The following is a 14,425-nucleotide window of genomic DNA, read 5'->3' as shown; positions in this document are numbered from 1 at the left end:
TATACTACGTTTCACAACAATTATTATGCGCTTTGGTATTTATTCATGGCTGCATCGCCCCAAAGATCCTCTATCCTATAATGATCACGCATATCCGTCTTGAAGATATGGACTACGACGTCCACAAAATCAAGCAAAATCCATTCGCCATTTCCTTGGCCTTCTTTATGCCAAGGATCTTGACCAAATGCTTTATAAACTTCATCCTCAACGCTCTTTGCAATTGCGTTTACTTGAACATTAGAATCGGCATGGCAGATCACAAAATAGTCAGACAAGGCTCCATTCACCTCTCGCATATCCATCCTCACAATTTCGTTGCCCTTTTTTTCCTGCATCCCGTGGATAATCACGTCTGCTAACTTCTCCGACAACGAAGATTTTTTGTTTTTACTCATCAAGATTTGTTATACTTTTGACTAATTAAATTGTTTTCAAACTACTTTAAATACAATATCTTTTGCAAAATAACACATTTTCGGGAGAATCACTACGTCAAAAATTAATTGTTTTGGACGAAATCGGGTCTACCAATGATTATTTAAAATCTAAATTGTCAAATTTCAAGCCACTACCGGAATGGACTGCCATAATGGCAAAAAACCAAACCATGGGCAGAGGACAACGACAAAACTCCTGGAAATCAGAACCTAATAGCAATATCACCTTCAGTTTTGTCATTTATCCTAATCATCTTTCTCTGCAACAGCATTTCACCTTAAATATGCTCGTAAGCTTAGGGATTATAGATTGGCTAAAGTCGCTCCATATTGATTCAACCATAAAATGGCCCAATGATATCATGATTGGCAACAAGAAAATATCAGGGATATTGATCGAAAATATCAGCAACAGCAAAGAAATAAGACAATCCATTATTGGGATTGGTGTAAATGTCAACCAAAAGCAATTTTCAGAGGAATTCAGCAACCGAGCGAGTTCGATTCTGAATGAAACCGGAATTTTTACCGAAGACCTGGAGTCAGAATGCCTAAACTTGCTTGCTTTCATTGCTAAAAGAGTTGAAAGACACAAAAAAAACACACTGACAGACAAAGACTTACTGATAGAATACAACAATAATCTTTTTAGAAGGGACATTCCTGCATATTACTCGTCTGGTAATATATCATTCGAAGCAACGTTGGTTAAAGTTGATGGGAATGGACAATTATACCTACGAACAAAAGAGGAGGTAAAAACCTATTATTTCAAAGAAGTTGTTTTTCAAATGCAATAAAATGATTACAACTTCATTAATTATAGAGATAATACTAACTTTGAATTAAACTTTATAAATATAAATTAGTCAAAAAATAGAATAAAACGGTTTTTTATGAAAAAAATAAATCTATTAATTGCATTTTTAATCTTTGCTGTATCAGGAGTTTTCGCTCAGGTGGAAAATCCAGTGAAATGGTCAGTAGGGTTTAAAAAACTTCCCAACAATGAAGCAGTTATCCTTTTAAAAGCTAATGTAGAGCAAGGATGGCATATCTATGGACTTAATGTACCATCAGGAGGCCCTATTTCTACTTCATTTACCTTTACTCCTGGGAATGGTGCTAAAGTGACAGGTAAACCCGCAGCAAAGGAACCTAAGACCAAATTTGAAGATGTCTTCAAAATGAATGTTCCTTATTACAATGGAGAAGTAATTTTCCAACAGAAAGTTAAATTGGCTAACAACAAACCTACTACAGTAAAAGGTGTTGCCACCTTTATGGCTTGTGATAAAGAGCGTTGTTTACCACCAGATGAATATGAATTCGCGGTAACAATCAAATAGCGAAATAACAGTTTAGAAAAATACCAAAAGGCAGGTCTTCCCTGCCTTTTTCTTAATTTCTCCCGTTAACACTCAATTATGTTTAGCTTTAAAAATGCTTTGATAGCCTTTGGTTGGCTATTGCTAATTTCTATAACTCCGTTAAAAGGAATTTCACAAGACACCCTGATCAACATAGATGATGTAGAGTTCAGCTCTGGTCAAGAGGAGACCGGCAGCACTGACACATTAATATCTGACCTTGAGGGGGTTGAATTCTCTTCAGGAGAAGACTCAGCTGCTACTGATAGCACCGCTACTGTAGCTCCTGCTGTTGATTCTACTGATAATCAAGAAGCGAATACTTCCCTTTGGGGAATATTCATTGAGGGTTTATTAGGTGGATTCTTGGCCTTCCTAATGCCTTGTATCTTCCCTATGGTTCCTCTTACGGTAAGTTTTTTTACTAAAAAATCAGCATCCAAGCTACAAGCGGTCTCCCAAGCCCTGACTTATGGTTTGTTTATTATCGTAATTTACGTGGCTTTGGGTATGTTGATTACGATCGCTTTCGGTCCAGAAGCCATGAATGCGCTATCTACGAATGGTATCTTCAACTTCTTCTTCTTCCTGATGCTCGTCTTTTTCGCAGCCTCATTCTTTGGAGCATTTGAGATTACATTGCCTAGCAAATTCGTGAACAAAATTGATGAGAAGTCTGATAAAGATGGTCTTATCGGTTATTTCTTTATGGCTGCCAGCCTTGCGGTTGTATCTTTTTCTTGTACAGGGCCCATTATCGGTACTGTATTGGTCAATGCAGCTGTAAAAGGTGACCGTTTAGGCCCTGCAATTGCGATGTTCGGATTCTCTTTCGCCTTAGCTATTCCATTCGTTTTATTCGCTATGTTCCCAGCTCTATTAAAATCAATGCCTAAATCTGGCGGTTGGTTGAATAGTGTAAAAGTAGTATTGGGATTCTTGGAATTAGCATTGGCACTTAAATTCTTGTCGAATGTAGACTTAGCATACAACTGGCAATTCCTAGATCGTGAGGTCTTCTTGTCATTATGGATTGTCATATTCGGTTTAATGGGATTATACTTGATTGGAAAGATTAAATTCTCGCATGACAGCGACTTAAAATATATGTCAGTTCCCCGCACCATCATTGCCATCATTGTATTTTCCTTTGTGGTGTATATGGTTCCGGGTATGTGGGGTGCTCCGTTGAAATCCATTGCGGCATTCTTGCCTCCTATAGGAACACAGGATTTCGATATTTCTGCTGGTGTTGCGGCTAGTCCGGGGCATGGTACCTCTGCTGATGCAAACAGCAGAAAGTATTTCAGCCACTTCCATGACCGCGCAACGATCAAGGGAATGGATCCATATTATGATTACGATGAGGCATTGGCTGCTGCCAGGGCACAGGACAAACCTTTATTGGTAGACTTTACAGGCTGGAACTGTGTAAACTGTCGTAAGATGGAAGCTGATGTATGGTCTGATCCAGGAATCAAGCAGATGATCAATGAGAACTTTATCCTTGCAGAACTTTACGTAGATGATTATGATCTAAAACTTCCAGAATCTGAACAGTTTGTATCTCCGACCACGGGCAAGAAAATCAACACGGTTGGACGTAAAAACACAGATTTCCAAATTTCTAAATTCAACAGTAACTCACAGCCATTATATGCCATGTTGGACAATGATGAACAATTGTTGGTGCCGACTAGCGGTGCAAATTATAATATCGAAAGCTACAGAGCGTATTTACAATCTGCAATCGACGCTTACAAAGCGAAGAAATAGGCTTTCTTATAATTTTGTACAAAAAAAATAAGTATTTAGGTATATTTGACGTATGAGCAACATTAATAACATCGCAGTATTAACGTCAGGGGGCGATTCCCCAGGCATGAATGCAGGTATTCGTGCAGTAATAAGAACAGGGATTTATCATGGGAAGAACATGTTTGGTATCCGCAGAGGATACGATGGGTTGGTTCAAGGAGATATCACTCCTATGGACGCAAAATCTGTAGCAAACATTATTCAACGCGGAGGGACCATTCTTAAAACTGCTAGAAGCGATGAATTCCGTACTGTTGAAGGCAGACAGAAAGCTTACGAGAACTTAAAGAAACTAAATATAGATGCTTTGGTTGTAATCGGAGGTGACGGAACATTTACTGGTGCTTCGAAATTCATTGAAGAGTTTGACATTCCAATTATAGGAATGCCTGGCACGATCGACAATGACTTGAACGGTACTGACTTCACCATTGGCTATGATACCGCTATCAACACTGTTGTAGATGCTGTAGACAAGATCCGCGACACGGCTGAATCCCATGACCGTCTTTTCGTTGTTGAAGTAATGGGTCGTGACTCTGGTTTAATTGCTTTGCGTTCAGGAATCAGCACAGGTGCTGAGGCGGTATTGATTCCAGAGCTTGAAGTAGACTACGACGCTATCATGAAGCGTCTGGATAAAACCAGAAAGAACAAATCATCCCGTATTATCATCGTTGCTGAAGGGGATAAAGAAGGAGGTATGGTAGTTGCTGAAAAGATTCAATCGAACTTCCCAGCATACGATGTTCGTCTTTCTATTCTAGGTCACATTCAGCGCGGAGGCTCACCAACATGCATGGACCGTGTTTTAGCCAGTCGCCTAGGTGTTGCTGCAGTAGAAGGCTTGATTGAGGGTCGTAAAGGTGAAATGGCAGGTCTGATTTGTGGAAACGTCCAATTTACCCCATTCAACAAAGCAATCAAACACATCGATAAAGTAAACGAAAACCTAACAAGAATTGTAGAGTTACTTTCTTTGTAAAGGTAAACAAGAATAAAAGTAAAGGCTTGCCCGTTTGGGCAGGCCTTTTTTCGTTTCTGCCCTGCTAGCGCAAGTCTTCGACTTTGCCCTGGTTGGTGTCCCTGCTAGCGCAAGTCTCCGACTTGTGTTTTTGCCCTGGTTGGTGTCCCCACCAACCAGTAATTTTTTGTTCCTTATTCGAGTCTTGTTCCACTCTCGTTCCTACCTCGTTCCACTCTCCGTCCTCTTTTGTTCGGACCTTGTTCGGACCTTGTTCGGTTGTTATCCGGAGCAGCTCCGAACAAGGTCCGAACGAAGTCCGAATGAGAGACGAAGGAGAGTGGAAGAAGAGTAAAATGAGAGTGGAAGGAGAGTGGTCAGGTAGGCAAAAATTGAGGGTATTGGCAAAACAACTTTTTTCCATCTATTCACTATTGCTTACATTTGTTTAAAATTAAAAATGATGCAGATAGCTCAACTCTACCAGATCTACAAGGATTTCCCGAACATTTGTACTGATACTCGTAAAATCAGCAAGGACTGTTTATTTTTTGCGCTGAAAGGAGACAACTTCAATGGAAATAGTTTTGCTGAAAAAGCACTTGAGGCGGGGGCAAAATATGTGATTGTTGACGACAGGTCATTTTACAAGGAAGATCCTGCTTATGTTTTGGTAGATGATGTACTCACTGCGCTGCAAGAACTTGCAAGGTTCCACAGGAAACATTTAAACATCCCTTTTATAGGAATCACTGGAACCAACGGAAAAACCACCAGCAAGGAGCTACTGAACAGTGTCCTTTCTCAGAAGTACCATACCTACGCAACAAAAGGTAATCTCAACAATCATATTGGCGTTCCGCTGACCATCCTTTCCTTAACTGATGATGTAGAAATTGCTATTGTAGAGATGGGGGCAAACCATGTCGATGAAATTGCTTTTTTATGCAGTATTTCCCAACCTACCCATGGCTTTATAACCAATGTTGGCAAAGCTCACCTCGAAGGATTTGGGTCGTTTGAAGGCGTTATGAAAGCGAAAGGTGAACTTTATGATTACCTAAAAGAAAACAATGGCCAGATCTATATTCAAGGTGACAATGACTATCTCACCGAAATGGCAAAAGACAGGGATCTCCAACATGTAATTTATTATGGTTTTTCGGAGAAGAATGAAATCCAGGGAGGTTTGGTTGTTGCTGATCCTTATCTGACGATTTTCTGGAACATCAAAGGTGAAGAGCAGAGAAATGAAGTTAAAACCAATTTAACTGGCGCCTATAACATCGAAAACATGTTGGCGGCTATTGCTCTGGGAAAAACTTTTGGACTGAATACCGAAGAGATAAACAACGGACTGAGCAATTATATCCCACAGAACAACCGATCTCAAATCACGCAAACTGAAAAGAACACCATAATTGCTGATTATTATAATGCAAATGCCAGCAGTATGGCAGCGGCATTGGGGAATTTGGACGTTATCCAAGCAGACCGCAAAGTAGCCATCCTTGGGGATATGTTTGAAATGGGAGATCAAAGTGAAGTAGAACATAAAAAAGTAATCGAAAAAGCAAAGAGCCTAAAAGTCGACAAATTGATTTTTGTCGGGAAAGCTTTTTATGCGTTAAAAGACGAGGGCGCTAGCTTTTTTGAAAGCACAGATGATCTGAAAAAAGACCTTCAGGAAAATCCATTGGAAGATTTTATGATTCTTTTGAAGGCATCCCGCGGGATGGCTTTTGAGAAATTAATCGAAGTGTTGTAATGTTAAATCTTAAGGGTATCCACCATATTGCCATTATCTGCAGTAATTATTCTGTTTCCAAGGCCTTTTACACGGAAGTTTTGGGTTTTGAGATTTTGCAGGAGGTATATCGGGAGGAGCGTAATTCCTACAAACTGGATTTAGCACTGAATGGACAATATATCATTGAGCTCTTTTCCTTTCCGGATCCTGCCGAAAGGCCTAGCTATCCAGAAGCAAGGGGTTTACGGCATTTGGCTTTTGCGGTTGAAGACATTGAAAAACAAGTTGCCTTGCTTAAAAATTTGGGTATAAAAACGGAGCCCATCCGTGTTGATGAAACGAGCGATAAGAAATTCACTTTTTTCACCGACCCCGATGGGCTTCCATTAGAACTTTATGAAGTCTAGTCCTTACCTACTTCTAGGTTAAGTTCTTTTTCTTTGTTTATTAAATTTGAGATACTCGTATCGTTCAAGATTTGCAGCATAGCATTTCTAACTTCGACAAAAGTATCACGGATGCCACATGCATGCTCCTCTACGCATTCTTCGCATGAGCGGTAGAAATTCAAGCTTACACAAGGCAATAGGGCAATAGGTCCATCAATCAGGCGCATCACTTGCGACAAGTAGATGTCTTCTGGAGCTTTGTTGAGGCTATAACCCCCTCCAGCACCTTTTTTGGAATAAAGAATCCCGGCATTGCGCATCTCCAGAAGGATTTGTTCCAAGAATTTTTTGGGAATCCTTTCTTCCTCGGCGATTTTGCCAATCTGCATAGGTTCTTTTCCGTAGTTTCTGCCCAATACCATAAGGGCTTTTATCGCGTATTTCGTTTTCTTCGATAGCATATCAAACCTGTCTGGTCTTAATTCATCAAAAGTATAAAAAATAAAGCTATTTCTGCAATACGCCTACAATCGGTTGCCCGATAGAGCCATTTGGTTCCATCACATGGAGTAAGGAAGAAATAGTGGGAGCAATATCTGTAATATTGACAACTTTATTGGTCGTTCCATGTTTTACACCCCATCCCATGAATACCAAAGGAATATGAGAATCATAAGGTGTCCAAGTACCATGTGTTGTACCGGTTGAACGTGGAGTTCCATCATACCATTGCGGTTCTGTGATAATCTGGATGGCACCGCTGCGTTTACGATTGTACCCATTGATAATCTTTTCACGGATTTCTGCTGGCACCATCATGTTCTCACCGCCTTCCATATCTACCACATAAGCCACACCATCCTCATGTCTCAACATTTTGATAATGGATTTCTTTACTTTTTCTTCGTCCAGATTCGCTTTTTCAATTGCAGCATAGTTCAAATGGACCTGGTAATTCAAAAGGCTTACAATCAGGTTTTCTGAACCAAATTCTTTTTTCAGTTCTTCATTCATTGTTCTCTGTAGCTGTCTGGAGAAGAAATAGCCTCCATTTCCACGCATATCCATAAAGTAACGAGAGTTATAGGATGCGGCATGGTCGGCAGTCAAGAAGAATGTATAGTTTCCTTTTCCTACTGTTTTATCCAAATATTTGAAGAATTCGGCTAATTCTTGGTCAAGTCGTAGGTAGATATCTTCGATTTCTACGGATGATAAAGAATACCTGTGTCCGACGTAATCAGTAGCGGAAAGACTTACACATAAGAAATCAGTAGCATTTTTAGGGTTATGGCCCAATTTTTCATTTTTGATAGCATCTTTTGCAAAGTCTAGTGTTAATGTGTTGCCATAAGGAGTTGATTTTATCAGTTCATAGCCGGCATCTTTCATCAACAGCGATGTTTTCCGAGGGAAAGCAGCAGTTTCCTCGCCTGCCCATTTTCCTTCGTAGATGTTGTCATCGTCGATACTGTTAGTTTTGTAGGTATCGATTGGGTAAAGTGTATTCCAATCTTGTTTGAGATATTTGTCAGCCAATTTCTGTTGGTTGAATCCTTTTACCCATTCTGGCAAGTTTTCCATGTAGTAGGTACTGCTGATCCAATCTCCTGATTTCGCTTCAAACCAATATGCAGCATCGGCGAAATGACCAGCAGGTAGGATTCCGCCCCTATCTTTGATTGCAATACCGATTACTTTTGAGTTGAAGTTTGTGGCCAATTTCAATTGGTCAGTCACCGTTGAGGCCAATAGGTTTCTAGGTGATTGTTTACCTTCTTTTTCTGTTGTTCCTACGCCTTCCACCGCATCATCTTGGGTACAATACATAGAAGTTCCAGTTTGTTGCTCTATCCAGTCATTTCCCGCGATTCCGTGGATAGAAGGTACACTTCCTGTATATACAGAGCTGTGACCGATTGCAGTAAAGGTAGGCACATAGTTGATCATTGCATTTTCACAAGAGAATCCTTCACGCAAAAGGCGCTTGAATCCGTCATTGCCATAGCGATCGGCAAACCTATAAAGATAGTCCCAACGCATTTGGTCAACCATCAATCCTACTACTAATTTCGGCCGCTCTACCTGCGCTGATAGCAAGGTACAGAAGCATAAGAACAACATAGAAATACTTAACTTTCTATACATTATTAATTATTATTTAGGGTTTAAAATTTAATTGACGTTTTAAGAAATCACCCGTATAAGAGTCTTTACACTTGACCAAATCTTCGGGAGTTCCGGCGAAAACCACTTTACCGCCTTTTTCTCCACCTTCAGGACCGATGTCTATTACCCAGTCTGCAGATTTAATCATATCTAGGTTGTGTTCGATTACTAATACTGTATTTCCGAGGGCTATCAAAGCATTGAATGCTTTCAAGAGCTTACTGATATCATGGAAATGCAAACCTGTTGTTGGCTCATCAAAGATAAACATTGTTTTTTTCTGATTGTTTCCTTTGATCAGGAACGAGGCCAATTTAATCCGCTGGGCTTCCCCACCTGAGAGGGTGCTGGAAGATTGTCCCAACTTCACATAGCCTAATCCTACTTCTTGCAATGGTCCTAATTTGTTCAGGATTTTCGGTTGATCGGCAAAAAATTCTATTGCCTCGTCCACACTCAGGTCTAAGATATCGGAAACTGATTTTTCCTTGTATTGCACATCAAGGACATGCTGTTTAAATCTTTTACCATCGCATGCTTCACACGGCAGAATGATATCAGCCATAAATTGCATTTCAATTTTTACCACTCCTTCACCTTGGCATACTTCACATCGTCCACCTTCGACATTAAAAGAGAATGCTGAAGGTTTCAAACCATTTGCTTTTGCTGCTGGCAGTGATGAATACAGTGCTCGGATTTCATCCCAAGCCTTTACATAAGTTACAGGATTGGATCGTGTAGACCTGCCGATAGGGTTTTGATCTACCATTTCAACTTGTTCGATTTGATCCAATGCTCCTTCAATCCCATCGTAAAGTCCTGTTTGTTCTCCAGAGTACGATCCAATTGCTTTTTGTAATGCTGGATATAGAATTCTTTTTACCAATGATGTTTTACCAGAACCAGAAACCCCGGACACTACGGTAAACACATTCAAAGGGAAATCAACATTCACACCTTTTAGGTTATTTTCTCTAGCACCATTGATTCGGATGCTTTCATTCCATTTTTTACGTTTCTCTGGAACTATGATAGAAAGGTCTCCGCCAAGGTATTTACCTGTAAGGCTATTTTTATCTTTTAAAATTTCTTTATAGGTTCCTGCAAATACTAATTCCCCACCATTAATACCAGCTTCTGGCCCAATATCAATGAGATAATCTGCAGCTTCCATCATTTCTTGCTCATGTTCTACGACAATCACGGTATTACCGGCATCACGAAGCGATTTCAATACGCCAATTAACTTTTGCGTATCACGAGGGTGCAGACCAATACTGGGTTCATCCAGAACATAGATTGACCCCACTAGGGAGGACCCCAATGAAGTGGCCAGGTTTATCCTTTGAGATTCACCACCAGAAAGGCTATTGCTCAATCGGTTCAAGGTCAAATAACTTAATCCTACATCACACAAGAACTGCAATCGGTTTACAATTTCTGCAAGCAAGCGTTTTGCTATAATTGCTTCATTGTCCGAGAGGTTTAGATTTTGAAACAGATTTAAGGCTTGTTCCAAAGGCAACAATACAACATCGGTAATAGAATACCCATTTATTTTCACGTATGATGCATCTTTGCGCAATCTAGTTCCTTTACATTCGGGACAATCTGTTTTTCCTCTGTACCGAGATAGCATCACGCGATATTGAATCTTATATGTTTGCTCTTCCAGTTCCGCGAAGAAATCATTCAACCCCCTGAAGTATTTGTTTCCGGTCCAGATCAGTTCTTGTTGTTCTTTGCTGAGGTCAGCATAAGCACGATGGATAGGGAAATCAAATTTGAGTGCTGATCGCACTAATTTATCAAGCCAAGCACCCATTTTCTCGCCACGCCAAGGGGCTATGGCACCATCAAATACAGATCTGCTTTTATCAGGGATGACTAAATCCGGGTCGATGCCTATTATTTTACCGTACCCTTCACAACGTTTACAAGCACCATAAGGATTATTGAAACTGAAAAAGTTAGGTGAAGGTTCTTCAAAAGTAATTCCATCAAGTTCAAACTTGTCTGAGAAATGGAAAATGTCAGCATCTATTTCCACTTCACATTCTCCTTTTCCTTCAAAGTATGCAGTCTGTACTGAATCGGCCAAGCGATTGATGGTGTCGTCATTATGTTCTAAACGAACACGATCTATTACGATGAAAACATCACCTTCCTTAAATGCTTTGTTTGATACTTCTTTATCTTCAATAATGGATTCTATTTTTTGGATAGAATCATTAAGCTTGACACGTACAAATCCTTTTTGCAACAACAAAGAAAGTTCTTCTTTGAGTTTTCTGTTATTTGTAGGGATAAGTGGGCTATAGATGGTTACTGTAGCATCATCTTCATAGGACAATATTTTGTCTACAATGGATGTTACGGTATCTTTTGTTACTTCTTTTCCAGAAATTGGGGAAATAGTTTTACCAATTCTTGCATATAGAAGTTTTAAGTAGTCATATATTTCAGTGGATGTTCCTACGGTAGATCTAGGGTTGCTAGAGATCACTTTTTGTTCGATAGCGATCGCCGGTGCAATTCCTTTAATATAATCTACATCAGGTTTGTTCATCCTTCCCATGAACTGCCTAGCATAGGAAGAAAGACTTTCTACATATCTACGTTGACCTTCTGCGTATAAGGTATCAAAGGCGAGAGATGATTTTCCGGATCCCGACATCCCTGTGATTACAACCAATTGGTTTTTAGGGATATCAACATCAATATTTTTCAGGTTGTTTACACGAGCACCTTTAATTTGAATATGGGATTTTGGATTATGGGTAGCATTTTTTTGCATAACTTTCAAAGTTAGGCAAAACTCATGAAAAGACACTCCGTTAAACTAAACAAAAACGATTAGTTTACAACATAGTTACATTGTTAGCGTGGAAGTTTCTCAGGTCTTGGCATACGGTATTTCGTTGCTGTGATAGATTCCAAAAATGCTGCAACCTGCCTGATTTCGTCTCGGGTCAAATCCAGTTTCTTCATGAGTGGATCGATGCGAGGATGCATAGGGTCAGCCTCTTGTTCTGGATTTCTTGGATTGTTCATGGTCATGCCTGAATTGTACATATTGATCACTCCAATTATGTTATCAAACAGCCCATTGTGCATCCATGGATTGGTATGCATGACATCTCTCAACGATGGTGTCCTGAATTTTCCTACATCTTTAGGGTCTTTTGTGACGATATATCGTCCCAAATCTTCATACTTACGTTTGTAATAGGTCAATCCAATATTATGGAAATCTTCATCTGTAAAATATTGACCATTATGACAGTTCATACATCGAGCCTTTGTTCTGAACAGGTGTAATCCTGCGATTTCTTCGTCATTTAGGGCATCATATTTTCCATCCAGGAATTCATCGAAACGACTTCTTTTGGAAGTTAATGTTCTTTGGAAAGTGGCCAGAGCACTCATGATTTCAGGCATTGAGAAATCATCATCCCCAAACGCTTGCTTGAAAAGCTTGGTATATTCTGGAATGGCTTTGAGTTTTGGGACCAATTTTGTTAGATCCATAGCCATTTCATTGTGTGCTTCGATTGGGCTTAATGCTTGTTCCTCTAGGGAATTTGCTCTACCGTCCCAAAACATACTTTTCCGTTGTCCAACATTCAATAAAGAAAGGGTATTTCTTGTGCCTACTAAATGGTCATGACCCACTGGGACTGTTGAATGGTCTCCCCAGGAAGTCTGTGGATTATGGCACGAACTGCATGAGATTTGGTTTGATCCCGAAAGGATAGGATCGAAAAACAGAAGCTTGCCCAATTTCACTTTGGGTTGTTCCATTAGGGAAAAATAGCTTGTATCGAGCTTTGGAAGAGATTTAAATTCCTCATATATTACTCCTGAGTCAATGGTTGGTTTAGGCCATTCACTAATAGGTCTGCTATATAGACTTCTTAGATCTTGAATTCCCTTATCACTTAAGAATGCAGTGCTTAACACTGTAATTCCCATTACCAAACCTATAACTAATATTCTCTTCATTTCCGTTTTTAAAACACGAACCCTAGGGTCAATGCATAATATTTTTGTTTTATTTCTGTAGATGTTAGGGCATTTGCCTTCACGAAAGGTTTCACTTGTTCATTGACGACGAAGTCATAACGCGCTTCTCCTCCCACTGTGAACGGTTCGGCAGTCAAGAACATGTAATTCTTCGACAATAAATCTTCCAGGGCAGTCCCCCTAGTGATATTGAACACAGAATTTTTATCTAAAACCTTCTGCTTCTGCAAATTTAAACTAATTCCAAACAAACCGTCCTTCATTTGATATAAATACTGCCCTTGTACCCCCACTTTTACAATATTTGCCCATTGTTCTCTGAATGGATTCAAATACTGTTCCTTGATTTGAGTAAAAGTTGCAAATGGCTTAATGCTCCAGTTTTCTTTTCCGATAAAAGCTTCAAGATTATATTGGAAGTTGTAATATCTATAGGATGATATTTCAGAAATTTTGGTATAACCACCAGTAACGGCTCCATCATTATTAAATAGTCCTTCGGATCCTTTCCTAGTCTGAAGATCCATTTTAGCCATTGCTCCATAACGCCAACTATCATTCGCGTTTACATATCCTAATTTCCCTGAAATGACCTGGTCGATCCAATCATTGGCATTTGCAGATGATAATGGCAAGGTTCTTTTTCCGGAATTTTGGGAAACTCCAACCTCTGCCATAACTCCAGCATCATTTTTTGGAGCTAATGATAATTTAGCATTGATGCCGTTAACATTATATAAAAATTGCCCCGGTGGGTTAAATGAACCTGACAACAACCTATTATAAGCTGCTAAGCCATTAAAGTAAAATACTTGAGGTCTTCCTTTTTCGGATATAAAATCCAATGTATTTCTTTGTTTATAGAACCTGCCACCTACATGTGCGGAAATTAGATAGGCGGGTGTTAAAAAATAAGAAGCTCCTAATTGTGCATATATATCAGAGGAATTATTATCAGGTCTTGGATCTCTTTTTCGATGGGATAAGTTCGCTTTGTATCCAGCTTCCCCTGCCAGCACCCAATTTCCGATTTCCTTGGCGATTCCTCCTGAAAATTGGTAAACCTCAGAGTTCAAATTCCCACCTACTGAATCTGCAATAAGATATGGGAAAACAAGATGATAATCAGATGTTTCATTAAACTTTAGATCTTGGACTTTAATATTTTCATAGGTTGCATTCCCCCACAGGGTGAGATTAGGAAATGAATTTTTAATATATGAGTCTGTTTTAATCCTAAATCCTTTATCACCTGATCCTATTTGATAATTATATAGTTCCTTATTATCAGAAAAGTATGAAATGTCCACAGGTGTCATAGATTGTTTATATTGAAAAGGTCTGAGCGCAGGTAATTTATAGAAATCATTCCTGATTGCTCTGTCTTGACTAACCCTTTCCTTGATTCCTTGCAAATGTAATTGCAGGGAGTCTTGTGCATTTGCGGAAAAGGCAAATAAACAACTGAGGATACCTATGGACATCAATTTTCTCAT

General features: G+C 39.5%; 12 protein-coding genes. 6 read left to right on the top strand and 6 right to left on the bottom strand.

Going from position 1 to position 14,425, the window contains the following annotated elements; genetic code table 11:
* Positions 1 to 23: 23 nt before the first annotated feature.
* Positions 24 to 398 (bottom strand): ribosome silencing factor, encoded by a 375-nt coding sequence (gene rsfS / locus CRT24_RS00990; protein WP_099369390.1) that lies wholly within the window; start codon positions 396 to 398, stop codon positions 24 to 26.
* 62 nt (positions 399 to 460) lie between these two features.
* Between rsfS and CRT24_RS00985 the strand changes: the two genes are divergently transcribed.
* The 6 genes from CRT24_RS00985 to CRT24_RS00955 all read left to right on the top strand — a co-directional run bounded on the left by CRT24_RS00985 (position 461) and on the right by CRT24_RS00955 (position 6,749).
* Positions 461 to 1,240 carry a biotin--[acetyl-CoA-carboxylase] ligase gene (locus CRT24_RS00985; RefSeq protein ID WP_180269029.1) on the top strand — a complete coding sequence of 260 codons (780 nt, stop codon included), beginning with the start codon at positions 461 to 463 and terminating at the stop codon, positions 1,238 to 1,240.
* Between the two features lie 96 nt (positions 1,241 to 1,336).
* On the top strand, positions 1,337 to 1,789 hold the full coding sequence (locus tag CRT24_RS00980) for a protein-disulfide reductase DsbD domain-containing protein (RefSeq protein WP_099369388.1): 453 nt from the start codon (positions 1,337 to 1,339) through the stop codon (positions 1,787 to 1,789).
* A 78-nt stretch (positions 1,790 to 1,867) separates the two neighbouring features.
* Entirely contained in the window at positions 1,868 to 3,586 is a 1,719-nt protein-coding gene (locus CRT24_RS00975) for a protein-disulfide reductase DsbD (RefSeq protein ID WP_099369387.1), read from the top strand.
* Between the two features lie 52 nt (positions 3,587 to 3,638).
* Positions 3,639 to 4,613, top strand: coding sequence for a 6-phosphofructokinase (pfkA, locus tag CRT24_RS00970; RefSeq protein ID WP_099369386.1), 975 nt, complete (start codon positions 3,639 to 3,641; stop codon positions 4,611 to 4,613).
* Between the two features lie 439 nt (positions 4,614 to 5,052).
* Positions 5,053 to 6,360 carry a UDP-N-acetylmuramoyl-tripeptide--D-alanyl-D-alanine ligase gene (murF, locus tag CRT24_RS00960; protein WP_306473154.1) on the top strand — a complete coding sequence of 436 codons (1,308 nt, stop codon included), beginning with the start codon at positions 5,053 to 5,055 and terminating at the stop codon, positions 6,358 to 6,360.
* Positions 6,360 to 6,749, top strand: coding sequence for a VOC family protein (locus CRT24_RS00955; RefSeq protein WP_099369383.1), 390 nt, complete (start codon positions 6,360 to 6,362; stop codon positions 6,747 to 6,749). The genes murF and CRT24_RS00955 overlap by 1 nt, the downstream gene beginning before the upstream one ends.
* On the opposite strand, the gene CRT24_RS00950 is transcribed toward CRT24_RS00955, so the two are convergent.
* The 5 genes from CRT24_RS00950 to CRT24_RS00930 all read right to left on the bottom strand — a co-directional run bounded on the left by CRT24_RS00950 (position 6,746) and on the right by CRT24_RS00930 (position 14,425).
* Positions 6,746 to 7,192, bottom strand: coding sequence for an Rrf2 family transcriptional regulator (locus CRT24_RS00950; protein ID WP_099369382.1), 447 nt, complete (start codon positions 7,190 to 7,192; stop codon positions 6,746 to 6,748). The two genes, CRT24_RS00955 and CRT24_RS00950, sit on opposite strands and share 4 nt — an antisense overlap.
* 46 nt (positions 7,193 to 7,238) lie before the next feature.
* Positions 7,239 to 8,879 carry an alkaline phosphatase PafA gene (gene pafA / locus CRT24_RS00945; protein ID WP_099369381.1) on the bottom strand — a complete coding sequence of 547 codons (1,641 nt, stop codon included), beginning with the start codon at positions 8,877 to 8,879 and terminating at the stop codon, positions 7,239 to 7,241.
* 13 nt (positions 8,880 to 8,892) lie between these two features.
* Positions 8,893 to 11,700, bottom strand: coding sequence for an excinuclease ABC subunit UvrA (gene uvrA / locus CRT24_RS00940; protein ID WP_099369380.1), 2,808 nt, complete (start codon positions 11,698 to 11,700; stop codon positions 8,893 to 8,895).
* 83 nt (positions 11,701 to 11,783) lie between these two features.
* Positions 11,784 to 12,908, bottom strand: coding sequence for a cytochrome-c peroxidase (locus CRT24_RS00935; RefSeq protein WP_099369379.1), 1,125 nt, complete (start codon positions 12,906 to 12,908; stop codon positions 11,784 to 11,786).
* 8 nt (positions 12,909 to 12,916) lie between these two features.
* The gene (locus CRT24_RS00930; protein WP_099369378.1) at positions 12,917 to 14,425 is read right to left on the bottom strand and encodes a DUF6850 family outer membrane beta-barrel protein; all 1,509 of its coding nucleotides are present in this window, start codon (positions 14,423 to 14,425) and stop codon (positions 12,917 to 12,919) included.

It is taken from the genome of Sphingobacterium sp. 1.A.5 (assembly GCF_002734235.1).
Lineage (GTDB): Bacteria > Bacteroidota > Bacteroidia > Sphingobacteriales > Sphingobacteriaceae > Sphingobacterium > Sphingobacterium daejeonense.
This window is presented reverse-complemented; position numbering and strand designations above follow the sequence as displayed.